Source organism: Mycobacterium kyogaense, from assembly GCF_036946525.1.
Classification (GTDB): domain Bacteria; phylum Actinomycetota; class Actinomycetes; order Mycobacteriales; family Mycobacteriaceae; genus Mycobacterium; species Mycobacterium kyogaense_A.
On sequence record NZ_JAQIIY010000019.1, the window covers coordinates 127295 to 149774 of the forward strand.

Genomic DNA, 22480 nt, shown 5'->3' on the forward strand with positions numbered 1-22480 from the left:
TCCGGCGTGCTGATCGTCGCTCAGCGACGTCAACCACGCCGAAATCACACGTCCTTGACGGGGTCGATGCCCAGGTCGCGATAGCTCACCAGCGCGTGAAAGGGGATGCCGCGCTTGGCGAATCGGGCCGCCGCGACGTCCCCGCGATCAACCATCGGGATCACGCCCGTGACCACCACACCGAGGGGCGCGATGCGCTCGAGGGCCAGCTCCGTCGAACCGCCGGTGCTGATCACGTCGTCGACGAGCAGCACCCGGTCCCCGGACTGCAACCGCGTGCCCTCGATCCACTGCTCCCGGCCGCGGCTCTTCTGCTCCTTGCGCACCGAGAACCACGCCTTGCCCGTCACCATCGCCACGCCGTGGGCGAGCGGATCGGCCCCCATCGTCAGTCCGCCGACGGCGTCGAACTCGATGCCCTGGGCCGCGGCCAGATCGGCGACCGCGCGGCTGACCACCGACAGGCGCTCCCCGGTGTCGACCGCGAACTTGCCGTCGATGTAGTCGTGGCTGAGCTGACCGCTGGCCAGCCGGAACGGCTCCTCGCGACGTTCGTGTCCGCGCGTGCGGATCAGTTCGAACGCGGCCTGCCAGGTCTCGGGACGCTGCATCTGCTCGGACATAGCGCGATGGTAATGCCCGGCCCGATTCACTGCCCGCGGGCCCGACGCGTCAACTCGACCGCGGCGGAACGCAATTCATCGGCAGAATCGAGCGGTGAGGCGAAACCGATTCGCGTGTAGGCCATTCCGCGTTCGGTCATGACCCTCAGATCGAGGCCGTAGCGGTCCACGCCGGTGCACGAGGCGGTCGTGGTGTCGGGGTAGCCGCCCAGTTCGCGCGCCATCGCGGCCAGCGCATCGGCGTGGTCGGCGTTCAGATGGGCGAGGGCACCAGCGGCATGCGGGCTGATCGGGTCGGGCTGCGCCGCGGCATAGTCGGCGCCACTCGTGGACTCCATGCGCCCGTAGCCGCCGACCCATCGCACGCGGTCCACCCGCAGCACCCACAGCGTGAAGTCGGTGTAGTCGATGTAGTACTTGGCCGCGGCCACCGCCGCCAGGTGCGCGTCGCGTGCCGCCGCCTGCTCGTCACCGGTCGGACGTTCCACACGACCCGCCACCGTGATCCGCGCGTTGGCCAGCGGGTCGGACTCAGTCGCGGGGGCGACGATCGCGAGGCTCGCCCGCGGGTCGGCCGCCAGGTTGCGGCCGTGCTCGGCGAGATTCGACACGCACAGCACCGGGGCTCCGCCGAGCAACCCGTAGGTCACGAACGAAGCCCACGGGTCGCCGTCGGCGGTCAGCGTGGCCAGCGTCGCGGAGTTCGTCGATGCCGCGATCGTGCGGGCCTCTTCAGTCGCCGACGGGCGTGCAGGATTGGCGGGCTCGCGCAGCGGCGGCGGAATGGTCGGCGCATCGCCGGGGTCGCCGTGGTCGCGGGGTCGGCTTCCGGACGTCACGACCGCACGATAACGCACTGACGCGGACGTCGATTTCAGTCGGCCGTCAGCAAACTCTTATTCGGCCGTGGGGTTGTGCTGATGTGCGAGAATTGCCGGGATAGTCATCGGCGTCTCGTCGGCCGGATTAGGGGGCATCATGGGGCGGCCCGCATCGCGTGCCTTCGCCGCTGCCGGTGCGCTCTCCATGGTTCTGTTCCTCGGCGGGGTGGGCGCTGGGGTCGGCGCCGGGCCCGTCCTCGCTCAGCCGTCGGACGGCGACGGTTCCTCGCAGACCGACTCCGGGGGTGGCACCGACAGCGGCGGTACCGACGCACCCAAGGACACGTCCACGGACACCTCCGGCGGTTCGTCATCCTCGGTCGACACCCCGGACACGGACTCGTCGGTCACCGTCGACACCGAACCCGACGAACCGTCGCGCGGCGGCAGCCCCTCCCGCGAGCCCTCCGAGTCGGACATCTCGCTGCCGCCCCGCGAATCCGGCAAGGCCGATTCGGGCCGTTCGCTGACGATCCCGGTACTGCGGCTGCCCGCCCCCGGCGAGATCCCGTCGGGCCAGCTGCCACTGCCTCGCAACTTCTACACCACCGTCGAGATCCCCGTCCCGTCACTGACGCAGTTCCTCTCGGCGCTGTCGATCGTGCCGCCTGCGCCGCCACCTGGCCCCGCGTTCCGCACCCAGGAAGAGGCCCCGGTGGTCGATGCCGCCACCGGGACCGCCGGCGGTGGTGGCGGTGGCGGAGGCGTCGGCCAGGATCCGACGGTGCTGCACGCACCGCTCGTCGTGACCGTCCCGCGCGCCATCACGGCCGCCAACCCCCGGGCGGGCACCCGCGCACCTGACGCCGTCGCCGCGGAGCCGGGTGTGACCGCGCCGGGCGTGGCCGGAGCGAGCACGCCGACGATCCGGGGCTCGATCGCCCCCACACCGGGTGCCACCGCACAACCCATGACCACCGGTGCGGCGGGGCCGCGACCCGAGGCGATGCCGCGCTCCATGGTCAGCCCGACCATCGCCCAGCTCGCCGCCGTCGCGCTGCCCGGGCTCGCCGGCCTCATCCTGCTGACCTTCGGCGGGGGCGTGCTCGGCTACCGGCAGGCCAACAGTCTGCGGTTCGTCCGCACCGCCGGAGCGGAGCGTTTTCTCGCCTGAGCGTGGGGTCGCGGCGGCGGAACGGGTACTAAAGACACCGTGATGAGACTGCCCTTCGCTGACTGGATCGTGCGACAGCGCTGGTACGCCGGTCGCACCCGCCAACTGACCCGCGTCGAACCGATCGCCGTGACCCCGCTCGGTGCCGATCTTGATGCCGACCTGGACCATGTTCTGCTCGACGTCGGCTACGGCGACGGCACCACCGAGCGCTACCAGGTGCTGGTCCGCTGGAGCGACACCCCGCTACCTGATTTCGGGGATCTCGCGGCGATCGGATCGGATCAGGGCCGATTCGCCTACGACGCGATGTTCGATCCGGCCGCGGCCAGCCGCCTGCTCGCGCTGATCGACGAGTCCGCGACGGTGGGTTCGCTGACGTTCGTCAAGGAACCCGGAGCCACGCTGCCGCTCGAGGCGGCGCCGCGCGTATCAGGAGCGGAACAGAGCAACACCAGCGTCATCTTCGGCAGCGACGCCATCCTCAAGGTGTTCCGGCGCGTGACCCCCGGCATCAATCCCGACATCGAGTTGAACCGCGTGCTGGCGCGGGCGAAGAACACTCACGTGGCGACGCTGTTCGGGTCGTTCGAGACGGTGTCCGAGACTGAGTCCGCCGAGCCGTCGGCTCTCGGGATGGTGACGGCGTTCGCGGCCGGCAGCTGCGAGGGCTGGGACATGGCGACCGCGAGCACGCGCGAGGACTTCTCCGACTTCACCCGCGAATCCCGTCAACTCGGCGAGGCAGTGGCCTCGGTGCACGCGGCGCTGGCCGACGCCCTCGGTACGTCGACCGTGTCCTTCCCCGTCGACACGGCGCTGCACCGGTTACGCATTGCCGTCGACGCGGCGCCCGCGCTGGTCGAGCACGCACCGCGGATCGAGGCGCGCTACCGTGCGCTGGCCGACGAAGCGATGCTGGCGCAGCGGGTGCACGGCGACCTGCACCTCGGGCAGGTGCTTCGCACCGAGGACGGCTGGGTGCTGATCGACTTCGAGGGCGAGCCCGGGCAGCCGCTCGACGAGCGGCGCCGGCCGGACTCCCCTCTGCGCGACGTGGCGGGGGTGTTGCGGTCGTTCGAATACGCGGCCTACCAGTTGGTGGTCGAGCGCGGCTCCGACACGAGTGACAACGGTGAACTCGCCGAGCGGGCGCGACAGTGGGTGGACCGCAACAGCGCCGCCTTCTGCGACGGCTATGCCGCAGGCGGCGGGGCGGATCCAGCTGCCGCGGCGCAGATCCTGGCCGCCTACGAGCTGGACAAAGCGGTCTACGAGGCGGCCTACGAGGCCAGGTTCCGCCCGTCGTGGCTGCCGATCCCGATGCGGTCGATCGAGCGCATCGTGGGCAACGAGAGCACGTAGAAAGCTGGCAACCGTGGCCACCCGGTAGGTCACCGCCGCTCTACGGCTCCTACTCCGGCCCGCCCGACCGGTGGCCTCGCGTCAAGACGCGCGCCCACAAGCGACCACGGCTGCAACAGCTCCCCAAAGCTAACACACCGCTGCAGTAAAGACGCTGAACCTGGCCTCTAAGCGCAATGCCGCGCAACGTCTTTCACGGCAGTCTTTTCACAGCAGCCTTTTGACAGCGCCGTCTCAGTCGGTCTGCGCCCGCAGCACGACCGTCGTCCGCCCAGGCACCTTCAACGTCGCCCCTGCAGGCTGCGCCTCGTCCGGATGACCGTCGGGAGTGAGCTCCGCGGTGTTGATCACCGGCACCCACGCCGCCCCGAACTCCTTGGGCGGCAACGTGAAGTCGATCGGCTCGTAATGGGCGTTGAAGCACAGCAGGAACGAGTCGTCGACCACGCGCTGGCCGCGGGCATCCATGTCCGGGATGCCGTGGCCGTTGAGGAACGCGGTCAGCGACTTCGCGAAACCGGCGCCCCAGTCCTCACCGGACATCTCCGCACCGTCGGGACCGAACCAGGCGATGTCGGGCAGACCGGCATCACCGCGGCGGCCGACGGGCTTGCCCGAGAAGAACCGTCGCCGCCGGAACACCGGATGGCTGGCCCGCAGCCCCGACACCGCCCGGGTGAAGTCCAGCAGACCCTCATCGACCTTCGTCCAGTCGATCCAGGTGATCTCGTTGTCCTGGCAGTAACCATTGTTGTTGCCGCCCTGGGTACGCCCCAGCTCGTCGCCGTGGCAGATCATCGGTACACCCTGGGACAGCAACAGGGTGGTCAGGAAGTTGCGTTCCTGCTGGGCCCGCAGCGCGTTGATCTCCGGGTCGTCCGTCGGGCCTTCGACGCCGCAGTTCCAGGATCGGTTGTGGCTCTCGCCGTCGTTGTTGTCCTCGCCGTTGGCGTCGTTGTGCTTCTCGTTGTAGGACACCAGGTCGCGCAGCGTGAACCCGTCGTGGGCGATCACGAAGTTGATCGACGCGACCGGCCGACGAGCGGTGTGCTCGTAGAGGTCCGACGACCCGGTCAACCGATAGGCGAACTCGTCGATGCTGGCGTCCTCGCCGCGCCAGAAGTCACGAACGGTGTCGCGGTACTTGCCGTTCCACTCGGTCCACTGGGGCGGGAAGTTGCCGACCTGGTAACCGCCGGGGCCGACGTCCCACGGCTCGGCGATCAACTTCACCTGGCTGACCGTCGGGTCCTGCTGCACGAGTTCGAAGAACGTCGCGAGCCGGTCGACGTCGTAGAACTCGCGGGCCAGGGTCGAGGCCAGGTCGAAGCGGAAACCGTCGACGTGCATCTCGGTGACCCAGTAGCGCAGCGAATCCATGATCAGCTGCAACGAGTGCGGGTGCCGCACGTTGAAGCTGTTGCCGGTGCCGGTGTAGTCCATGTAGTAGCGCTTGTCGTCGTCGACGAGCTGGTAGTACGCCGCGTTGTCGATGCCGCGCATCGACAGCGTGGGTCCCATGTGGTTGCCCTCGGCGGTGTGGTTGTAGACGACGTCGAGGATGACCTCGATGCCGGCTTCGTGCAGCGCCCGCACCATCGCCTTGAACTCCTGCACCTGCCCGCCCGGGTTCGGGTTCGAGCTGTACTTGGAGTCGGGGGCGAAGAACCCGATCGTGTTGTAGCCCCAGTAGTTGGACAGCCCTTTGTCGATCAGGGTCGAGTCGTTGGCGAAGTGGTGCACCGGCATCAGCTCGATCGCGGTGATACCGAGCGATTTGAGGTGGTCGATGATCACCGGGTGCGCGACCGCGGCGTAGGTGCCTCGGATCTGCTCGGGGATGTCGGGGTGAGTCTGGGTGAGGCCTTTGACGTGGGCCTCGTAGATCACCGAGTCGGCGTACTCGAGGTTCGGCGGTCGGTCGTTGCCCCAGTCGAAGTACGGGTTGACCACGACGGACTTGGGCATGCTGGGCGCCGAGTCGTCGTCGTTGCGGCTGTCGGGGTCGCCGAAGGTGTAGCTGAACAGCGACTGGTTCCAGTCGAACTGCCCGTCGATTGCTTTGGCGTAGGGGTCGAGCAGCAGCTTGTTCGGGTTGCAACGCATCCCGTTGGCCGGGTCGTAGGGGCCGTACACGCGGTAGCCGTAGCGCTGGCCCGGCTCGATGTTCGGGATGAACCCATGCCAGATGTATCCGTCGACCTCGGGCAGCGTGATGCAGTCGGTCTGCTCGCCGTTGACGTCGAACAGGCACAACTCGACCTTCTCGGCGGCCTCGCTGAACAGGGCGAAGTTGGTGCCGTAGCCGTCATAGGTGGCGCCGAGGGGGTAGGCCTTGCCGGGCCACACCTCGAGCGGATAGGAGGTGTCCGGCGAGGCGGCGGTCTGAGTCAAGGAGCTCTCCTGGTGTGCGTGCGGCGGGTGGCGGTAGGGGATGCCCACAACGGGGGTACTGCAACCGTTCGTTGTGTCACAAGGACGTCAATTGATGGTGACGCCGGCGGCGCGTAGCGCGGTGACGGCCTTTTCGGTGCTCACGGGGGCGACACCGGCGGTGAGATCGAGCAGGACGCGGGTGCTCAGTCCGTTCGCGGCCGCGTCGCTCGCGGTCGCCTTGACGCAGTAGTCCGTGGCGATGCCGACGACGTCGACGGTGTCGACACCGCGCTCGCGCAGCCAGTCCGCCAACGAGGTGCCGTCGTCGTCGACGCCCTCGAAGCCGCTGTAGGCGGCCGAGTAATGGCCCTTGTGGAACACGGCCTCCACGGGTGTGACGTCCAGTTCGGGGTGGAACTGGGCGCCGTCGGTGCCGGCGACGCAGTGCCGGGGCCACGAGTTGACGTAGTCCGGCTGGTCGGAGAAGTGTTCACCCGGGTCGATGTGGAAATCCTTGGTGGCCACCACGTGGTCGTAGCCGTGCTCGCCGGCCAGCATGTCGGAGATGGAGCGTGCGACCGCGGCGCCACCCTCGACCGCCAGCGATCCGCCTTCGCAGAAGTCGTTCTGCACGTCGACGATGATGAGCGCTTTCACCCACTCACGGTATCGCCGTCGCCTCGCACCCGCTGGTGGGCGGTCAGGAGCAGATGGTCGAACGTCTCCCGGCTGGGCAGGGTGTCCTGGTAGTCGAGCTGCCGGTAGTCGGTGAGCAACTGCTCGGCGAGCGCCCGCAGCTTGACGTTGGACTCCTGGGAACGCCAGCGCAGCAACTCGAACGCGGCATCATCGTCGACCCGGTAGATGAGCATCAGCATGCCCTTCACCTGCTCGATGACTGCGCGGTTCTCGGTGATCTCCGTCAGCGCGGCGGTGACCATCTCCTGGGTCATCGTCTGGACCGGGGTGACGTCGACGTAGAAGCCGTGCGTCCCGATCACCTCACCCTGCTCGTCGGTCATGCGGTCACCGACGACGACGACATCGCGGACTTCACCGCGCGTGTCGACGATGCGGTGCCGGGTGGAGAACGGGCGATGGGCGCGACGCATCTCGTGCAGGGTGGCCGCGACAGTCGGACGATCGTCGGGATGTTTGTGGGAGAGCACGAGTTCGGTGGTCGGTGTCACCGCGCCGGGTTCGTAGCCGTGCATGATCTGCACCGCGTCAGACCACGCCCATCGCTCGTCGTCGAAGTGGAACGTGAACCATCCGACGCGCTGGGGTTCGTCTTTCGGCTGCTCGAGTGGGACGTCATCGGGCACATCGAAAACGATAGCGGCGGCTGTGCCGGGTCAGCCGCCGAACAGCAGATACAAGCCCATGAACGTGTAGCCGACCATCACCAACATCATCGCCAGCTGTCCGGTCACCTGATGGGCCCGCGGCAGCAGGGCCAGCGAACGGTCATGCGCGGCAACGACTCCGGCGATGTGGCCGGCCACCACGAAGCCGACCTTCAGCGTGGCGCCGATCGCGGGATGCATGGACAGCACGTAGCTGACCTCGTTGTCGGCCAGGCCCAACACATTCCAGCCGCGTCCGAGCGGATCGGCGAGCCGGATGATCGTTTCCTGGCCCCGCTCGACCAGATAGGAAAGGTAGTGGGCGAACACGTAACCGATGACGATCGGGATCAGCGAGTGGGCCATCTTGCCGGGGAGTTCGCGCCGCTGCTGCGCATCGACGCCTCCTGTCGCGCGGGCGGCCAGCGTGAAGGACACCGCCACCACGGTGGCGAACAGCAGCAGCCCCGCGGTGCGCAGCAGGCTCGCCGTCGCCGCGGAGTCCGTGACCCGGTCGGAGAAGTTCCGGAATGCGGGTGTGGCCGAGAAGCTGTCGAACGCGGTCGAGCCGAGCAGCACCGACAGCACGGCGACGATGCCGGGGCGCACCGGCAGGGTCCCCAGGTGGTCGAAGGGGTTGCCGATCGCGATGCGGCCGTCGGCGTTGCGGCGCATCGGGGAGAGCCGGGACGCCACGAGGCTGTAGACCTCGAACGGATCGGCGCGGGCACACCACCGGGTGCCGCACCACATCGCGCCCGCGAACGTGATCATCAGGTAGACGAGCAGCCAGATGCGGATCGCGGCCAGGGAACCGGGGTCAGGGCTGGCCAGCTCCAGCCAGACGAAGGCGAACAAACCCGCCGCGGCAGGCCAGTACCCCAACCGGTCCGGATAGCTGCGCCCCAGCGAGGGGCGCCCGGTGATGCGGTGCAGGGCGCGCACCGGTGACATCACCCGCCACACCGGGCCGAAGAGCAGGGACAGCGCGACCAATCCGACCCACAGCAGCACATAGAAGACGCCGGGCAACGCATTGTCCGAGTTCTGCGGCCCGAAGAGGGCTGCCATCCCCACCCACGCCGTCAGCACCAGCGTCAGCACCGTCAGGACCCAGCGGGTCACCGTCGCGTCGACGACGCGCGTGACCACCTCCGGCAGTGCCCGGCCCTGGCGCGCGGCATCGAACTTCGGTCGCTTCCACGCCAGCGCGACGACGGCGAAGGTGAACGTCAGTGCCCAGGCCGCGCCGATCAGCGCATAGGTGAACGGGATCGGCAGATCGGTCGAGCCACCCAGCCCGTGGGCGAGCACGTGGGTGGTCACTGCACAGCGATGGTGGCGATGGTCTTGTTCAGCTCGTGCAGTTCCACATCGACCCGGCCGGGCATGTCGACGGAGAACTGGAACGATTGGCCGGGGCCGACGGCGATCGGAAACGAATGCTCCGGAGTGGAGTGCACGTGCAACTCGTCGGCGGCGTCACTGTCGACCTGAATCACGATCGGCTGCTTGACCTTTGCCTGCAGTTGTTCGTTGGACGGGGTCACCGTGCCGTCTTTGATCGTCACAGCGACCGCCAACCGCTCCGGCGCTGACTGCGCGTCGGTCATCTGCGTGGTGGCAGGGGCTCCCGAAGTGGAACTCCCCGTGCCGGCGTCGTCGCTCTTGTTGCCTCCACACCCGGCGAGCAGCAGAACCGCGGCGGCGGTCAGCACGAGCAGTCTGGTCACGGTTCTCCTGTCTCGTCGGGATTCCTGCGGTTCTTCCTGGCGATGTAGAACACCACGCCGGCCACCACGAATGCGGGCGCGAACGCGGGCAGCGCCAACCAGATCGAGTGATCAGCGAGGATCACGACCTCTGCGGCTGAGGTCATGCCTGCGCGGACGGCTGCAGTTCGTTCTCGCTGCCGGTCGGTTCGTGGTTGTTGATCCGGCCACCGCCCCAGCTGATTCCGGCGATCATCGCCAGCGTGCAGACCAGCACGATGAGGCAGCCGATGAGCCACAGCGAGGCCGGGATATCGGGGCTGCGCTCACGCTGCAGGATGGTGATCTCCGAGACGAACGGCCGGGTGAACTGTGCTTCGGCCGGCACCTCTTTCGCGCCGATACCCGGATCGCCGGCCAGGTAGATCGGAACCGCGGTGAGCGTGGTGCCGTCGTGGACACGCAACAGCGTCTTCCACTGGCCGGACACCGGCATCGGCTTGGTCGAGACGTAGTGACCGGGGCCGACCTGCTCGAGATGGTCGATGAACTGGCCACGTTCGTTGGACAGGCCGCCCTGCCACCCCAGGACCGACACCCAGTTGGGGTCGTCGCTGATCGCGTCTGGCGGATTGAAGCGGACGTCTGCGGTGACGAAGCGGCCGGGGCCGGGGCCCTGGGCTTCGGTGAGCGCGAACGTCGCAGTCTCGTCCTGCGGCACCGAGTAGCGCAGACCGTTGGCAGTCGCCCCACCGACCGCCAGCACCGTCAGCACGACGAGGCCGATGGAGATGGCGCGGCCGGGCAGCTTGCGGCCGGTGAGGACCATGCCGATCATGCCGCCGCAGCCGCCCGCCAGGATCGCGACCGGCACGGCCATCGCCAGTGCTTCGGGCCAGATGCTGGTGGGCCAGGGGTACGGGTAGATCGCGTCGATCCACAGCGATTCCAGCCACAGCCCGACCGTGGCGATGCCGAGCCCGCTGACCATGCCGAAGAGCACAGGTTTCTTCATGAGCGGGGTGAGCGCCACCAGCTCCACGACCAGGGCGGGACCCAGGTACAGCGGGAACCAGTTCACCGGCGCGTCCAGCAGCGGCGCGACCATGAACGCGATGATGCCGCGTAGGCCGATGGCGACGACGGCAGCGATGATCGCGGCGCCTCGGCCGAGGAAGATGCGTGCGCCCACGAGCGCGATGGACGCCGCGGCGGCGATCAGCATCGGCTGGAACACCTGCCGGAACTGAGGCACACCGAAGTCGAATTCGATCTGGTAGACCGACAATCCGATCAGCACGCCGGCGAACGCCAGGTACTGAATGAACTTGAGCGCGATGCCGTCTCGCGGCGCATCCGCGCCGACAGCCCGTTTGCCTTCGACTTCGAGGTAGGCCGCGGCGATCGTGGAAAAGCCGGCGCCGCCGATCATCATCAGGTGCGTCGGACCCCACAGCGTGACGTCCTGGCCGAAGATGCGGTGCCACACGTCGTCGAGCGGGAAGCCGATCAGGGCGTACATGCCGCAGCCGGCCATCACGATGCCGCCGACCGGTGCGGACCACTTGTCGGTGATGCGAACGGCGGCCGGACCGGGCTTGTCGAACGGCAGCACGATCGCCGTGCATCCGGCGATGAACACGAAGAACAGCCCGATGATGATGAAGTAGTGCGCCGGGTTGGCCAGCGGGCCGGGGTCGCGGCCCTTACCGATGTGCAGGCTGACGTCCCAGATGAAGCCGAACAGCGCGCAGATGATGGCACTGACGAAGATCGCCACAGGGAGCGCCACCCATGCCGGCCGGTGGAACTTCCGTCCCATCCACTCCGCGAGATTGCCCAGCCACGAGATCTTGTGCTGGCGGTGCTGGTACCCGATCCACAGCAGAACAGCGGTGACGGCCAAGGCCACCGCAGACAGGCCGAAAACCTGGCTGAGCTCTGCGCCGCCACCCTCGCTGCCCTGTGCGAGCACCGTGATGTCCGGTCGAGAATGCATCATCGTCATTCCTTCACCCGTACCGATGGAGTCATTACTGGGCGGTAATGTTGCCAGAAGCAGGCAAGGCGAAACCAGGGGTATCGGGTTTTTTCACAGACTGACATCTTTCCGTGTCCGAGGCGTCGAGAAGGTCCTGCACAGTAGTCGTCGCCGGGCCGATCATGGGCCCTATCGCGGCTTTCACGTGCTGCCGTCGGTGTGCTGCCCCCGTCGCCGGGTCAGGTTCGGGGGGTCGCAGCGCCGCTGGCCGCCGGGTGGCGCCGCATGTCCGAGGGGCCGCCGTCGGTGACCGCTAGCGGTTGCTAGCAATCGCTAGCGCAGGGCTGCGCCGGGCTCGCGGCATTCACTTCTTCGGGGGGCGGAGCACCTTCATCGCGGCGTTCATCACCGGCCCCGGCACGCGGTCCTTCATCGCCAGCGCAGTGTTGGCAGCTTGCGTGCGCGCCGGGGTGCCGCGGCCGAACATGCGGTTGAGCGGGCCGCCGGTGGGCTCCAGGTCGACGTGCAGCGGTGGCCTGCCGTCTCCGGCGCCGAGAGCGTTGGAGATCACGATGCGCTGGATCTCGCTCGTTCCCTCGAAGATGGTGTAGAGCTTGGCGTCTCGATACCACTTCTCCACGGGGTGGTCCTTGATATACCCCCAGCCGCCCATCGTCTGGATCGCCCGCTCGGTGGTCTTGACTGCCAGTTCACTGGCCGCCAGCTTGGACATCGAGCCCTCACCGCGTTCGAACGGCACGCCCGTCGCAGCCATCCACGACGCGCGCCAGGTCAACAACCGCGCGGCGTCCAGGCCGGTGGCCAGGTCTGCCAGCGGGAACGCGATGCCCTGGTTGTCGATGATGGGTCCGCCGAAGGCTTCTCGCCGGTTGGCGTATTCGGTGACGTATTCCAGTGCGGCCCTGGTGATTCCGAGTGCCTGGGCGGCGACCATCGGCCGGGTCTGCTCGAAGGTGCCCAGTGTCGCGGAACCGGAGTGCTTGGCGCCTTCGACGGCTTCGCGTGCGCGAGCCAATTTGTGCTCGAGCTTCTCCTGCCCGCCCAGCAGGTTCTCGGCCGGAACACGCACGCCGTTGAACTTCAGTTCGGCGGTGTGGGAGGCGCGGCAGCCCAGCTTGTCGAGCTTGCGGACCATCTCCAGGCCGGGGGTGCCGCCGGGCACGATGAACAGCGCCTGGCCCTTGTGGCCCAGCTCTTGGTCGACGACAGCATTGACGACGTGCACGTTGGCGATGCCACCGTTGCCGATCCACATCTTGTGGCCGTCGATGATCCAGTCCGCGTCCGGGCCGTCACCGTCGCGCCGGGCCGTGGTTCGCAGATTGCGGACGTCGCTGCCGCCTTCGGGTTCGGAGATGGCGAGCGCGGCGAGCTTGAGGTCGCCGGGCGTCCCGAAACATTCCGGCGCCCACTGCAGCATCTGTTCCGGCGAGGCGGCCTGACCGATCGCCGACAGAGCCAGCGCGGGCATGACCACCGCCAGCCCGATGCCCGCGCAGCCCCAGAACAGCTCTTCCATGAACATCGGCAGCGACAGACCGCTCGGGTCGCCGATGAGATCGCGGTAGAACAGCGGACTGTAGAAGCCTCTCTGCGCCGCTTCTTCGAGGACCGGCCACGGGAACTCCTGGCGCTGGTCGTATTCGGCGGCGACAGGCCGGACGACCTCTTCGGCGAATTCGTGCGTCCGCCTTGCCAAGTCGTGCTGGGCGACGGAAGGGGTGATGTCGAAGGTCATGAGCGTGGGTACCCACGGGCGCGACGAAAACCACCGGTCATGCCGACATCGCCTGCGGCGGCCCGCCGGCCTCGACGATGCGCCGCTGGGCCTCGCCGACAGAGATGCGCAGGCGACGGGACAGCACTTGTGCCCACGAAGCGCCAGCGAACTCGGCCGACGGTGGCGCGCTCACCAGCCGGCGGATGATTCGGCGTTGGAGAGTGACGACCGCCTTGTCCAACTCCTCCAGTCGCACGATCAGCGCGCGCAGATCGGTGGGGCGGAGGTCGTGCAGCGGCAGATCGGCCAGAGCGCGGTAGGCGGTGTCGAGGGCGTCGAGGGTGGCGATCACATCATTCGAACTCATGTTCGACAGACTAGGAGGGCCCACCGACAAGTCGAATACGCTGAGGTGATGGCCCGAAAGTATGCGACAGCCGACACCGTCGCCGCCGGCGATCTCCACGACTTCATCCGAGGGCGCCACCACATGGTGCTGACCACCTTTCGCGCAGACGGCTCGCTGCAGACCTCGCCGGTCACCGGCGGTCTCGACGAGCAGGGTCGCATCGTGGTGGCCAGCTATCCGCAGCGCGCCAAGGCCGCCAACATCCGCCGCAACCCCCGCGCCAGCGTCCTGGTGCTCAGTGACGATTTCAACGACCCCTATGTGCAGGTCGACGGCCCGGCCGAGGTGATCTCGCTGCCGGATGCCGTCGAGCCCCTGGTGGACTACTTCCGCGCGGTGGCCGGCGAACATCCCGACTGGGACGAGTACCGGCAGGCGATGGTGGATCAGGGAAAGTGCCTGATCAGGGTCACCCCGCAGCGTTGGGGGCCAGTCGCCACGGGTGGCTTTCCGCCTCCGTGATCGCCAGGGCCGAGCAGGACGGCCGGCGCCGATTGTGGTAGTCAGAGCTAGCAGACGCGTTGCATCAGCTAGCACGTCAAACTATAGTCTGGACACATGTCCAGGAGGGGTTCGGATTTCTTGCACCACACGATTCGGCCAGCTCGCAGCGGCTTCCCGCGCTGGACTCGCGCCCACCTCCGTGCCGCGGCATAGGTGAACTGACATGCGTATCGCCTTGCTGTCCTATCGGAGCAAGACACACTGCGGCGGGCAAGGCGTCTACGTGCGCCATCTCAGCCGTGGACTGGTCGAACTCGGGCACGACGTCGAGCTCTTCTCCGGCCAGCCCTATCCAGAGGGCCTCGACCCGCGCGTGCGCCTCACCAAGGTGCCCAGCCTCGATCTGTATCGCGAACCGGACCCCTTCCGCGTGCCGCGGCCCAGCGAGATCAAGACCACCATCGATCTCGAAGAACTGCTGACCACGTGGACGGCCGGGTTCCCCGAGCCGAAGACGTTCAGCAAGAGGGCGGCCCGACTGCTCGCCGCCAGGCTCGACGATTTCGACGTCGTCCACGACAACCAGTGTCTGGGTACCGGCCTCCTGGACATCGCCGCTGCGGGAATGCCGGTGGTCGCCACCGTTCACCACCCCATCACTCGCGACCGCGTCGTCGAGGTGGCCGCAGCCCCGTGGTGGCGCAAGCCGCTGGTGCGCCGCTGGTATGCCTTCGCCGAGATGCAGAAGGCCGTTGCACGTCGCATTCCCGAACTCGTGACCGTCTCATCGACGTCGGCCACGGATATCGCCGAGGACTTCGCGGTCGATCCGCGCCAGCTGCACGTCGTGCCGCTCGGCGTGGACACCCAGCTCTTCGGTCCTTCCGAGCATCGGGTGCGCAACCGGATCATCGCGATCGCCAGTGCCGACGTACCGCTCAAAGGCGTGAGCCACCTCCTGCACGCGATCGCGCGGCTGCGCGTGGAGCGGGATCTGGAGCTGCAGCTGGTAGCGAAACTCGAACCCAACGGGCCCACCGAGAAGCTCATCGCCGAACTGGGCATCTCCGACATCGTGCACAGCTCCAGCGGGTTGTCCGACACCGAACTGGCCGACCTCCTCGCCTCGGCTGAGATCGCGTGCATTCCCTCGCTCTACGAAGGCTTTTCGCTGCCGGCCGTCGAGGCGATGGCCAGCGGTACCCCGATCGTGGCCAGCCGGGCGGGCGCGCTGCCGGAAGTCGTCGGGCCCGACGGTGACTGCGCGCGTCTGGTCACCCCGGCCAACGTCGACGAACTGACCGCCGTGCTCGGCGAGTTGCTCGACTCGCCGCTCGAACTTCGCCGGCTGGGAGCCAACGGACGGCGCCGTGCGCTCGACGTGTTCAGCTGGGAATCCGTTGCCGCACAGACGGTTGCGGTGTACCAACAAGCTCGGGAAAGGGTCGCTTCATGCTGACCGTGGACTTCGACCGCCTCGATGTCGGCGCGGGAACCAAGGTGATCGACGTCGGCTGCGGGGCCGGCCGCCACACGTTCGAGGCCTTCCGCCGCGGCGCCGACGTCGTCGGATTCGACCAGAACGCAGCCGATCTCAACGATGTCGACGCGATCCTGCAGGCCATGAAGGAGCAGGGTGAGGCACCGGCGTCGGCCACCGGCGAGGCCGTCAAGGGTGACGCGCTCGACCTGCCGTACCCCGACGCCACGTTCGACTGCGTCATCGCCTCGGAGATCCTCGAACACGTCCCCGAGGACGAGCGTGCCATCGCCGAACTCGTCCGCGTCCTCAAACCCGGTGGTGCCCTGGCGATCACGGTGCCGCGCTGGTTGCCTGAGCGCATCTGCTGGGCGCTGTCGGACTCCTACCACGCCAACGAGGGCGGCCACATCCGCATCTACCGCGCCGACGAACTGCGGGACAAGGTCCTGGCGCACGGCTTGACGTTGACCCACACGCATCACGCTCATGCGCTGCACTCGCCGTACTGGTGGCTCAAATGTGCGGTCGGTACCGAACGTGACAGCCACCCCGCCGTGACCGCGTACCACAAGATGCTGGTGTGGGACATGATGAGTCGGCCGTGGCTCACCAGGACCGCGGAGTCCGTTCTCAATCCGGTCATCGGCAAGAGCGTCGCCCTCTACTTCACCAAGCCCAGCTGATGGCCGACGTCCCCCACGTGGCAGGCGTCTTCACGCCCGAGCAGTGTCTGCAGACCGCGGAATCGATTGCCGCGACGCAGGAGTCCTCGGGCGCGATCCCCTGGTCGGTGGGCGGGCACACAGATCCCTGGGATCACGTCGAGAACGCGATGGCGCTGACCGCGGCCGGCCTGCTGGACAGCGCACGTGCGGCCTACGAGTGGTCGCGGGTGACGCAGCGGCCCGACGGCAGCTGGCCGATCCAGTTGCGTGACGGGATCGTCGAAGATCCCAACAGCGACAGCAACTTCTGCGCCTACATCGCGACCGGGGTGTGGCACCACGTTCTGGTCACCGGTGATCGCGACTTCGCCGAGTCGATGTGGCCGGTGGTGGTGAAAGCCATCGACTTCGTGCTGACCCTGCAGAAGAGCACCGGCGAGATCGCCTGGGCCGCAGGTCCTTCGGGCTCAGCTGCGGAGGCTCTGCTGACAGGGTGTTCGAGCATCCACCACAGTATTCGGTGCGCGTTGGCGCTGGCAGACCATGTCGGCGAACCGCAGCCGGAGTGGGAGATCGCGGTCGGGCGTCTCGGTCACGCCATCGCCGAACATCCGGAGGGCTTCGTCCTCAAGGATCGCTGGTCGATGGAGTGGTACTACCCGGTGCTGGGTGGCGCGATCCGAGGCCGGCGTGCGCAGGCCCGTATCGACGCGCGTTGGCAGGATTTCGTGGTTCCCGGGTTGGGCATCCGCTGCGTGGACGACCGGCCATGGGTGACCGGTGCCGAGACGTGTGAGCTGGTGCTGGCACTCGAGGCCATGGGCGATCACAGCAGGGCCCACGAGCAGTTCACGGCCATGCACCACCTGCGCGAGGAGGACGGGTCCTACTGGACAGGGCTGGTGTTCGACGACGGAAAGCGTTGGCCGGTGGAGCGTACGACCTGGACGGGGGCGGCGGTGATCCTGGCGGCCGACGCACTGTCGTCGGCGACCCCGGGCAGCGGCATCTTCCGCGGCACCGACCTTCCTCGCGGGCTCGAGGGCCAGTACGACTGCGAGTGCGCGACCAGCGAGCGCTAGCCCTCGCCCAACTTGCCGGCGTCGCCGCTGCTCCTTTCCAGCACCCGCATCGACCCCATCGCCGACACCTCGCGGAAATCTCCGCAGTCCAGCGCCCGTCGATAGATGTGAAACGGTGCCTGACCGCCGTCGGCCGGATCGGGGAACACGTCATGGATCACGAGGGCGCCACCGACCTGCACCCAGGGCGCCCAGCCGTCGAAGTCGCGTTGGGCCGCCTCCTCGGTGTGGCCGCCGTCGATGAACAACAGCCGCAACGGTGTTCGCCACCCTCGGGCGACGACGGGGGAGCGGCCGACCACCGCGACGACGTGTTCGTCCAGACCGGCAGCGTCGAGCGTGTGCCGCAATGTGGGCAGCGTGTCGAACAGTCCGGTGACCTGGTCGACGAGAGAGGAGTCGTGGTACTCCCACCCGGCCTGGTGCTCCTCGGAGCCGTGGTGATGGTCGACGGTGTACAGCAGGCCCCCGGTCTGCTGGGCAGCCGCGCCGAGCATCACGGTCGACTTGCCGCAATACGTACCGATTTCGACCGCCACCCCGTCGCCGAGGTAGCGCAGCGCGGTGTCGTAAAGCGCCCGGCCCTCGTCGGCGGGCATGAATCCGGTGACCCGTTCCGCGAGTTCGAACAGCGTCGTGGCGGCCGTCGGCATCGTCATGACCCTCAACTTACCGTTGCTGGCATCACGGCGTTGTAGTAGCGTCCGGACATGTGTCCGATCCGGCCCTCGAGTCGACTCGTCGGCGCCTGACGGCCAAGCAGGCCGAGACCGTGGAACGGCTCGGGCAAGCCGCGGTGAACGTGCTCGGCCGTGAAGGTTTCGCCGGTCTGACGGTGCGGCGCGTCGCCGCCGAAGCCGGTGTCGGTGCGGCGACCGCGTACACGTACTTCTCGTCGAAAGAACATCTGGTCGCAGAGGTCTTCTGGCGCCGGCTCGCCGGATCGCCCTGTGTGCCACACCAATCCAACGACCCGGCGGTCCGCGTCATCGAAGTGTTGGGGCACATCTCGAAGCCGGTTGCCGACGAACCGGAGTTCGCCGGTGCGGTGACCACCGCTCTACTCGGCCGTGACCCGGATGTCGAGGTGCTGCGCCTGCGCATCGGCCGCGATATCCGGGATCGGTTGGCAGAGGCGCTCGGTCCCGACGCCGACTCGGGCGTCATCGACACGCTGGAGTTGCTCTACGCCGGAGCACTGGTGCGGTCGGGAATGGGCTACGCCTCGTACGAGGAGATCGCCCGCAGATTGGAGAATGCGGCGCGCCTGCTGCTGGGTTAGCCCTTCTCGGCCCGGTCGACCAGCGCGGCACACATCTCGCGCACCGAGGCCACCTCGGCCTGCTTGCGCTTGATGACCCGGCGAATGTTGCGGCCGCGCTCGGCTTTCCGCGCCGCAGGAGAGAGCCTACGTAGCTCGTTGCACCGTTCGACGATCTCCGTCTCGAGGGCTTGCCAGCGCGCGGTCAGCATCGCCAGGTAGTAGTCGGCCTGGGCGTCGTTCGCGCTGTCCGAGGTCGGCCGCACTAGCCGGACGTCGGAACGTGCGACGCGATGCGCTCGCTGATCACGCTGGCCTGCCGCATGTCGGCAGATCGCGGCGTACAGGCCAGCACGTCGATGACCACATTCACTCGCGCCGAGAGAACGTGTTCGCAGGACGAGGACGCCGTCTCGGTCGAGCGGCCGATCGGCATCCTCAGTCGATCGGGTGCTGCATCGAGATCGCCACTGCGCCAGCGGGGTAAGCGTTGATCGTTGAGGGTGATGTTGACCGTGTGATTGCTGCACTTGGTCCAACGGTCTGCGGACTGGCTCAGGAAATCGCGTGCCCCCTCGGGGGTGGGGTAGGACGTCACGGACTGGACGACCGACGATCGCCACTGGTCGTTCCCGGGAGCGCGCAGGAGCTGCCGGCGCACCGACGTCCACGAGCCCGGGGTGTCCGCGGTGCCGTAGATGGCGGTTTCGCCGGGGTGCCACACACCCAGGCAGTTCAGGTTGGGCAGCATGTTCCGGTTGTCGTCCATCGCGGAGGTCACGGGTTCGGCGATCAGCGGAGCGCCGTCCATGATGGCGTCGATGTCGTTGCCGTTCAGCAGGAGTCCGTTCAGCGCGGACTCCGGTACCAGTTCCTGCGCGGTCGGTTGCGGGGTAGGCGTCCCGCTACAGCCGGCAGCGACGAGTGCCAGTGAGACAGACCCGGCGCACAACGCGGCGACGCGCCGTGGTCGGGGGAAGGTCATGCGTGAGTACCCGCGGCGGCGCACGCCTGCTGGGCGGCCACCGCATCGTTGTTCATCTCGTCGGCGGTGGTGTTGAGGGTGTCGCGCCCGCCGCGCAACCCCATCTTGATCAGGAGCTTGGTGGCATCGACCGACCATTGCCGCATGGGGTCGGCCACTGCGGGCGCCAGACCCGGCGTGTTGGCGGCAGCCATCGCGACTCCGGCCCCCTGCCGTAAAGCAGTGCGGCCGACGACGTTACTGCTCTCGACGGCGGGATCGGAGTAGTCGACGGCGGCGAAGGCCTCGAGCGAATCGGCGAAGTCGCCGTAGTAGGTCGCCGTGGCGTCCAGGACCTGAGCGAACTGGCTGCACGCCGCGACCGCGGCCGGGTCCGCGTTGTCGCTCCCTGGCGCGGCGACCTGCACAGGTGGCGCCGACGGATCGGCGACCGCATCGACGGGTTGCGCGGCGACAACGGGCGCCAGCAAAAAACTCATCGTGATTGTGACAGTTCCTGCGAGGAACGCCCGCGTGGCGTGGCTCCCGGTTGACACGTTCGTTCTCCGATCGATTCAACAGCGTGATGGTCGTGCGCGAAACTCGTTGTTTACAACGCATTTCGAGGCCTCGGATGCGTACTCAATGCGTCGAAGGTGAACGGATAGCAACGTCGAGGTTGCTGAACGCGGTCTATTCAGAGGTTCCCGTCGACCTCACAGTGAACCTCACAGCCGACTTACAGCAAAGGAGTGCACTCGATAGTGAGCAGGCCTCAACAGGCAACCGGGCGTTCACCCTGTGGACACCCGGCCCATGGACGCTCTGCGAGTCAAAGGCGATACAACCCGTCCCCACCCCACGAGAGGCGTCGTCAGACCCATGTTCAACCGCTATGTCTCGCTCGCCGCTGTCTGCCTGGCGGCGCCGGTCCTGGCCGCGCCGATCGTCGCAGCGGAACCGGCACCCTCCAATCCAGGTGTACAGCCCGTCGCGGATGCGGCGCCCGTTCCGCCTCCGCCCGATGGCGCGGTCCCCTCGGGGCCGCCCGGAATCCTCGACACGCCTGACGGCTGGCACCTGGAAGTCATGGGGAGCAATGAAACTCAGCTTCCGGTCGCGCCTCTGACCACGGCCATCTCGTCGCGTGAGTACCTGGTGAGCGGTACCTTCACCGGCAAAATCACCGGGAAGGGCAAGACCACGCTGGCCGGCGGATCGATGGAGGCCGGAGAGCAGATCGGCTGCGGCATCATCTCCGACGAAACGGAGATCAACCCCGGCGCGAGCATCACGCCCAGCATCGGCATCCCGTTCACGGGCAACCCGGCCTTCGGCGCCTCGCTCAGCCTGCAGGGCAAGGTCTACCTCAAGCCCGGAACGGTCACCACCGTGGCGCTCGACAAGAAGTCTTTCAAGGGCACCTCGACCCGTATCACGCTGACCGGCGTGCGGGTCAAGACCGATCAGTGCGCGGGTCAATCCTTCATCCGCTCCTACGCGACGCTGACCAGCTCGACCGACAACACCGATGACGTCGTCACCTACCTCGGCGTGACGAAGGCGGTGTAGGCCCTACCGGACCCTCGCTCGTCACCACAGACATCGCTGATCCGAAAGACTCTGAGAGGCACTTGCATTCATGAAGAAGAAGTTGCTCGCGATGGCCGTCGCCGGCCTCGTCCTCCCCGCCTTCGCGGTGCCCACCGCGCTCGCCCAGCCCGCTCCACCTGCCCCGCTGCCGCCCCCGATCGACGGTGCGCCGCCACCGGACGCCGGACCGCCCCCGGACAACGGCATCGTGGCCTCGGCACCGCCCGGAACCGTCATGTCTCCCGACGGTTGGCAGCTCAGCGTCGCCGCCACGGGTGAGACGCAGCTGCCCATCGCCCCGCTGACCACCGCCGTGTCCTCGCGCGAATACCTCGTCGGCGGAACGTTCGTCGGCACGGTCACGGGTAACGGCAAGACGAAGCTCAACGGCGGTGTCCTTGAGGCCGGCTACCAGATCGGTTGCGGCATCGAGCTCGGACAGGTCCGCTTGATCGGATCCGTCGGCATTGGCACCTCGGGTTCGACGCTGACCGGAGGCCTCGTGCCGACCGGTGTGAACTTCCCGATCTCCGGCACGCTCGAGATCCACCTGAAGCCCGGCACGGTGAACCAGGTGTCGGTCGACAAGAAGTCGTTCAAGGCCGCCCCCGCCCGCGTGACGCTCAAGGACGTGCACATCAAGGTGGATGGCTGTGCGGGACAGTCGTTCCTGCGCTCGTACGCGACACTGACGAGCTCCACGACCGACACCGACGACATCGTGGCGTACTACGGCGTCACGAAGTCCGTATGACACGTGTGATCCGGCAGGCACCGGCGGCGTTTCTTGCCGCCGGTGCCGCTGTCGTCTTCGCGGCTGTGGCCCATGCGCAGCCGCCGGCGCCGCCGGAGCCGATACCGCCCGCCCCGGCTCCTGCGCCTGCGGGACCCACCATCCCGGTGATCGGCGCACCGCTGGGGCCCGAGGGTTGGAACATGCTCGCCCAGGCGGGCCAACCCGCCGTTCCCGGAATGCTCGGGGCGCCGGCGATTCCGGGCATCGACCGCGCCACGGCCCTCGGGCAGAACGCGGTGCCGTCGGCGCCGGGCGCGGGCCCGGGCGTGGTGCCGAACCTGCGGGCGTTCAACAACGCCTACGGGCTGCCGCAGAACGTGGTTCCGTCAGCCCCGGGGCAGGGTCAGCAGTTCGACGTCGCCCCCGGGCAGGAAAACGCCGACGTCAACGGCCGCACCTGGCTGGGCCGCTTCTACGACCTGGCTGCGGACGGGCGCCTGCACGGGGCTCTGCTCAACCAGTTGCCGCAGCAGCAACTCGGCGAGCCGCTGCCGGGAACCGCCCCGCCTCCGGGCACCAACATTCCGCCGGGTTTGGTGCAGTTCCTGCCCGATCCAGCAGCGCCACCGCCGCCACCAGGATGACAGTAGTCGGCGCCGCGAAAGTGCTTCCAGTGCTGTAGTTCTTCGCTGTCTGCGACCATG

At 67.8% G+C, this 22480-nt stretch carries 25 protein-coding genes; 10 read left to right on the forward strand and 15 right to left on the reverse strand.

Annotated features, from left to right (window positions below; genetic code table 11):
• Positions 1 to 44: 44 nt before the first annotated feature.
• Positions 45 to 623, reverse strand: a complete 579-nt coding sequence (gene pyrE, locus PGN37_RS17305) for an orotate phosphoribosyltransferase (RefSeq protein ID WP_335332228.1) — start codon at positions 621 to 623, stop codon at positions 45 to 47.
• 26 nt (positions 624 to 649) lie between these two features.
• Positions 650 to 1462 (reverse strand): HugZ family pyridoxamine 5'-phosphate oxidase, encoded by an 813-nt coding sequence (locus PGN37_RS17310; RefSeq protein ID WP_335332229.1) that lies wholly within the window; start codon positions 1460 to 1462, stop codon positions 650 to 652.
• Between the two features lie 139 nt (positions 1463 to 1601).
• Between PGN37_RS17310 and PGN37_RS17315 the strand changes: the two genes are divergently transcribed.
• Entirely contained in the window at positions 1602 to 2618 is a 1017-nt protein-coding gene (locus tag PGN37_RS17315; protein WP_335332230.1) for a hypothetical protein, read from the forward strand.
• A 42-nt stretch (positions 2619 to 2660) separates the two neighbouring features.
• A complete protein-coding gene (locus tag PGN37_RS17320; RefSeq protein ID WP_335332231.1) occupies positions 2661 to 3983 on the forward strand; it encodes a maltokinase N-terminal cap-like domain-containing protein in 1323 nt (440 codons plus the stop codon).
• A gap of 234 nt (positions 3984 to 4217) precedes the next feature.
• Here the strand turns inward: PGN37_RS17320 and glgX are convergent, their stop codons facing one another.
• From glgX to PGN37_RS17365, 9 genes are all read right to left on the reverse strand, one after another.
• Positions 4218 to 6377: a glycogen debranching protein GlgX gene (gene glgX, locus PGN37_RS17325; RefSeq protein WP_335332232.1), complete on the reverse strand. Its 2160-nt coding sequence runs from the start codon at positions 6375 to 6377 to the stop codon at positions 4218 to 4220.
• 87 nt (positions 6378 to 6464) lie between these two features.
• Positions 6465 to 7016, reverse strand: coding sequence for a nicotinamidase (locus PGN37_RS17330; RefSeq protein WP_335332233.1), 552 nt, complete (start codon positions 7014 to 7016; stop codon positions 6465 to 6467).
• Complete coding sequence (locus PGN37_RS17335; RefSeq protein WP_335332234.1) at positions 7013 to 7684, reverse strand: PAS and ANTAR domain-containing protein; 672 nt, start codon at positions 7682 to 7684, stop codon at positions 7013 to 7015. The genes PGN37_RS17330 and PGN37_RS17335 overlap by 4 nt, the downstream gene beginning before the upstream one ends.
• Positions 7685 to 7714: 30 nt before the next feature.
• Entirely contained in the window at positions 7715 to 9031 is a 1317-nt protein-coding gene (locus PGN37_RS17340; RefSeq protein ID WP_335332235.1) for a hypothetical protein, read from the reverse strand.
• Entirely contained in the window at positions 9028 to 9438 is a 411-nt protein-coding gene (locus PGN37_RS17345) for a hypothetical protein (RefSeq protein ID WP_335332236.1), read from the reverse strand. The genes PGN37_RS17340 and PGN37_RS17345 overlap by 4 nt, the downstream gene beginning before the upstream one ends.
• Positions 9435 to 9584 carry a hypothetical protein gene (locus PGN37_RS17350; RefSeq protein ID WP_335332237.1) on the reverse strand — a complete coding sequence of 50 codons (150 nt, stop codon included), beginning with the start codon at positions 9582 to 9584 and terminating at the stop codon, positions 9435 to 9437. Before PGN37_RS17350 ends, PGN37_RS17345 begins: the two co-directional genes overlap by 4 nt.
• Positions 9581 to 11425, reverse strand: a complete 1845-nt coding sequence (locus PGN37_RS17355; protein ID WP_335332238.1) for a hypothetical protein — start codon at positions 11423 to 11425, stop codon at positions 9581 to 9583. Before PGN37_RS17355 ends, PGN37_RS17350 begins: the two co-directional genes overlap by 4 nt.
• 337 nt (positions 11426 to 11762) lie before the next feature.
• Positions 11763 to 13157, reverse strand: a complete 1395-nt coding sequence (locus PGN37_RS17360; protein ID WP_335332239.1) for an acyl-CoA dehydrogenase family protein — start codon at positions 13155 to 13157, stop codon at positions 11763 to 11765.
• A gap of 37 nt (positions 13158 to 13194) precedes the next feature.
• Positions 13195 to 13506 (reverse strand): hypothetical protein, encoded by a 312-nt coding sequence (locus tag PGN37_RS17365; protein WP_335332240.1) that lies wholly within the window; start codon positions 13504 to 13506, stop codon positions 13195 to 13197.
• 48 nt (positions 13507 to 13554) lie between these two features.
• Between PGN37_RS17365 and PGN37_RS17370 the strand changes: the two genes are divergently transcribed.
• The 4 genes from PGN37_RS17370 (at position 13555) to PGN37_RS17385 (ending at position 17222) form a co-directional block, all read left to right on the forward strand.
• The gene (locus PGN37_RS17370) at positions 13555 to 14010 is read left to right on the forward strand and encodes a PPOX class F420-dependent oxidoreductase (protein ID WP_335332241.1); all 456 of its coding nucleotides are present in this window, start codon (positions 13555 to 13557) and stop codon (positions 14008 to 14010) included.
• Between the two features lie 205 nt (positions 14011 to 14215).
• The gene (locus PGN37_RS17375; RefSeq protein ID WP_335332242.1) at positions 14216 to 15451 is read left to right on the forward strand and encodes a glycosyltransferase family 4 protein; all 1236 of its coding nucleotides are present in this window, start codon (positions 14216 to 14218) and stop codon (positions 15449 to 15451) included.
• The gene (locus PGN37_RS17380) at positions 15388 to 16158 is read left to right on the forward strand and encodes a class I SAM-dependent methyltransferase (protein WP_335332276.1); all 771 of its coding nucleotides are present in this window, start codon (positions 15388 to 15390) and stop codon (positions 16156 to 16158) included. The genes PGN37_RS17375 and PGN37_RS17380 overlap by 64 nt, the downstream gene beginning before the upstream one ends.
• Positions 16158 to 17222, forward strand: a complete 1065-nt coding sequence (locus PGN37_RS17385) for a prenyltransferase (protein ID WP_335332243.1) — start codon at positions 16158 to 16160, stop codon at positions 17220 to 17222. The genes PGN37_RS17380 and PGN37_RS17385 overlap by 1 nt, the downstream gene beginning before the upstream one ends.
• On the opposite strand, the gene PGN37_RS17390 is transcribed toward PGN37_RS17385, so the two are convergent.
• On the reverse strand, positions 17219 to 17881 hold the full coding sequence (locus PGN37_RS17390; RefSeq protein ID WP_335332244.1) for a class I SAM-dependent methyltransferase: 663 nt from the start codon (positions 17879 to 17881) through the stop codon (positions 17219 to 17221). The genes PGN37_RS17385 and PGN37_RS17390 overlap by 4 nt on opposite strands.
• A 53-nt stretch (positions 17882 to 17934) precedes the next feature.
• On the opposite strand from PGN37_RS17390, the gene PGN37_RS17395 reads away from it, so the two are divergent.
• Entirely contained in the window at positions 17935 to 18504 is a 570-nt protein-coding gene (locus PGN37_RS17395; protein WP_335332245.1) for a TetR family transcriptional regulator, read from the forward strand.
• Here PGN37_RS17395 and PGN37_RS17400 read toward each other — a convergent pair.
• From PGN37_RS17400 to PGN37_RS17410, 3 genes are read right to left on the reverse strand one after another with little or no spacing between them, the layout of a single operon-like run.
• On the reverse strand, positions 18501 to 18749 hold the full coding sequence (locus tag PGN37_RS17400; protein WP_335332246.1) for a hypothetical protein: 249 nt from the start codon (positions 18747 to 18749) through the stop codon (positions 18501 to 18503). The two genes, PGN37_RS17395 and PGN37_RS17400, sit on opposite strands and share 4 nt — an antisense overlap.
• Positions 18749 to 19468 (reverse strand): sensor domain-containing protein, encoded by a 720-nt coding sequence (locus tag PGN37_RS17405; protein ID WP_335332247.1) that lies wholly within the window; start codon positions 19466 to 19468, stop codon positions 18749 to 18751. The genes PGN37_RS17400 and PGN37_RS17405 overlap by 1 nt, the downstream gene beginning before the upstream one ends.
• Complete coding sequence (locus PGN37_RS17410; RefSeq protein ID WP_335332248.1) at positions 19465 to 19947, reverse strand: hypothetical protein; 483 nt, start codon at positions 19945 to 19947, stop codon at positions 19465 to 19467. Before PGN37_RS17410 ends, PGN37_RS17405 begins: the two co-directional genes overlap by 4 nt.
• A 382-nt stretch (positions 19948 to 20329) precedes the next feature.
• Between PGN37_RS17410 and PGN37_RS17415 the strand changes: the two genes are divergently transcribed.
• The 3 genes from PGN37_RS17415 (at position 20330) to PGN37_RS17425 (ending at position 22420) form a co-directional block, all read left to right on the forward strand.
• Positions 20330 to 21019, forward strand: coding sequence for an MspA family porin (locus PGN37_RS17415; RefSeq protein WP_335332249.1), 690 nt, complete (start codon positions 20330 to 20332; stop codon positions 21017 to 21019).
• 70 nt (positions 21020 to 21089) lie between these two features.
• On the forward strand, positions 21090 to 21794 hold the full coding sequence (locus tag PGN37_RS17420; protein ID WP_335332250.1) for an MspA family porin: 705 nt from the start codon (positions 21090 to 21092) through the stop codon (positions 21792 to 21794).
• A complete protein-coding gene (locus PGN37_RS17425; protein ID WP_335332251.1) occupies positions 21791 to 22420 on the forward strand; it encodes a hypothetical protein in 630 nt (209 codons plus the stop codon). Before PGN37_RS17420 ends, PGN37_RS17425 begins: the two co-directional genes overlap by 4 nt.
• Positions 22421 to 22480 lie beyond the last annotated feature (60 nt).

Bases quoted from the DNA above. Each gene is read 5' to 3' on its own strand.
- PGN37_RS17415 (WP_335332249.1), top strand. From the start codon at position 20,330: ATGTTCAACCGCTATGTCTCGCTCGCCGCTGTCTGCCTGGCGGCGCCG.
- PGN37_RS17320 (WP_335332231.1), top strand. From the start codon at position 2,661: ATGAGACTGCCCTTCGCTGACTGGATCGTGCGACAGCGCTGGTACGCC.
- PGN37_RS17350 (WP_335332237.1), bottom strand. From the start codon at position 9,584: ATGACCTCAGCCGCAGAGGTCGTGATCCTCGCTGATCACTCGATCTGG.
- PGN37_RS17370 (WP_335332241.1), top strand. From the start codon at position 13,555: ATGGCCCGAAAGTATGCGACAGCCGACACCGTCGCCGCCGGCGATCTC.
- PGN37_RS17360 (WP_335332239.1), bottom strand. From the start codon at position 13,157: ATGACCTTCGACATCACCCCTTCCGTCGCCCAGCACGACTTGGCAAGG.
- PGN37_RS17410 (WP_335332248.1), bottom strand. From the start codon at position 19,947: ATGAGTTTTTTGCTGGCGCCCGTTGTCGCCGCGCAACCCGTCGATGCG.
- PGN37_RS17405 (WP_335332247.1), bottom strand. From the start codon at position 19,468: ATGACCTTCCCCCGACCACGGCGCGTCGCCGCGTTGTGCGCCGGGTCT.
- PGN37_RS17425 (WP_335332251.1), top strand. From the start codon at position 21,791: ATGACACGTGTGATCCGGCAGGCACCGGCGGCGTTTCTTGCCGCCGGT.
- PGN37_RS17420 (WP_335332250.1), top strand. From the start codon at position 21,090: ATGAAGAAGAAGTTGCTCGCGATGGCCGTCGCCGGCCTCGTCCTCCCC.
- PGN37_RS17390 (WP_335332244.1), bottom strand. From the start codon at position 17,881: ATGACGATGCCGACGGCCGCCACGACGCTGTTCGAACTCGCGGAACGG.
- PGN37_RS17375 (WP_335332242.1), top strand. From the start codon at position 14,216: ATGCGTATCGCCTTGCTGTCCTATCGGAGCAAGACACACTGCGGCGGG.
- PGN37_RS17315 (WP_335332230.1), top strand. From the start codon at position 1,602: ATGGGGCGGCCCGCATCGCGTGCCTTCGCCGCTGCCGGTGCGCTCTCC.
- PGN37_RS17355 (WP_335332238.1), bottom strand. From the start codon at position 11,425: ATGACGATGATGCATTCTCGACCGGACATCACGGTGCTCGCACAGGGC.
- PGN37_RS17365 (WP_335332240.1), bottom strand. From the start codon at position 13,506: ATGAGTTCGAATGATGTGATCGCCACCCTCGACGCCCTCGACACCGCC.
- PGN37_RS17385 (WP_335332243.1), top strand. From the start codon at position 16,158: ATGGCCGACGTCCCCCACGTGGCAGGCGTCTTCACGCCCGAGCAGTGT.
- pyrE (WP_335332228.1), bottom strand. From the start codon at position 623: ATGTCCGAGCAGATGCAGCGTCCCGAGACCTGGCAGGCCGCGTTCGAA.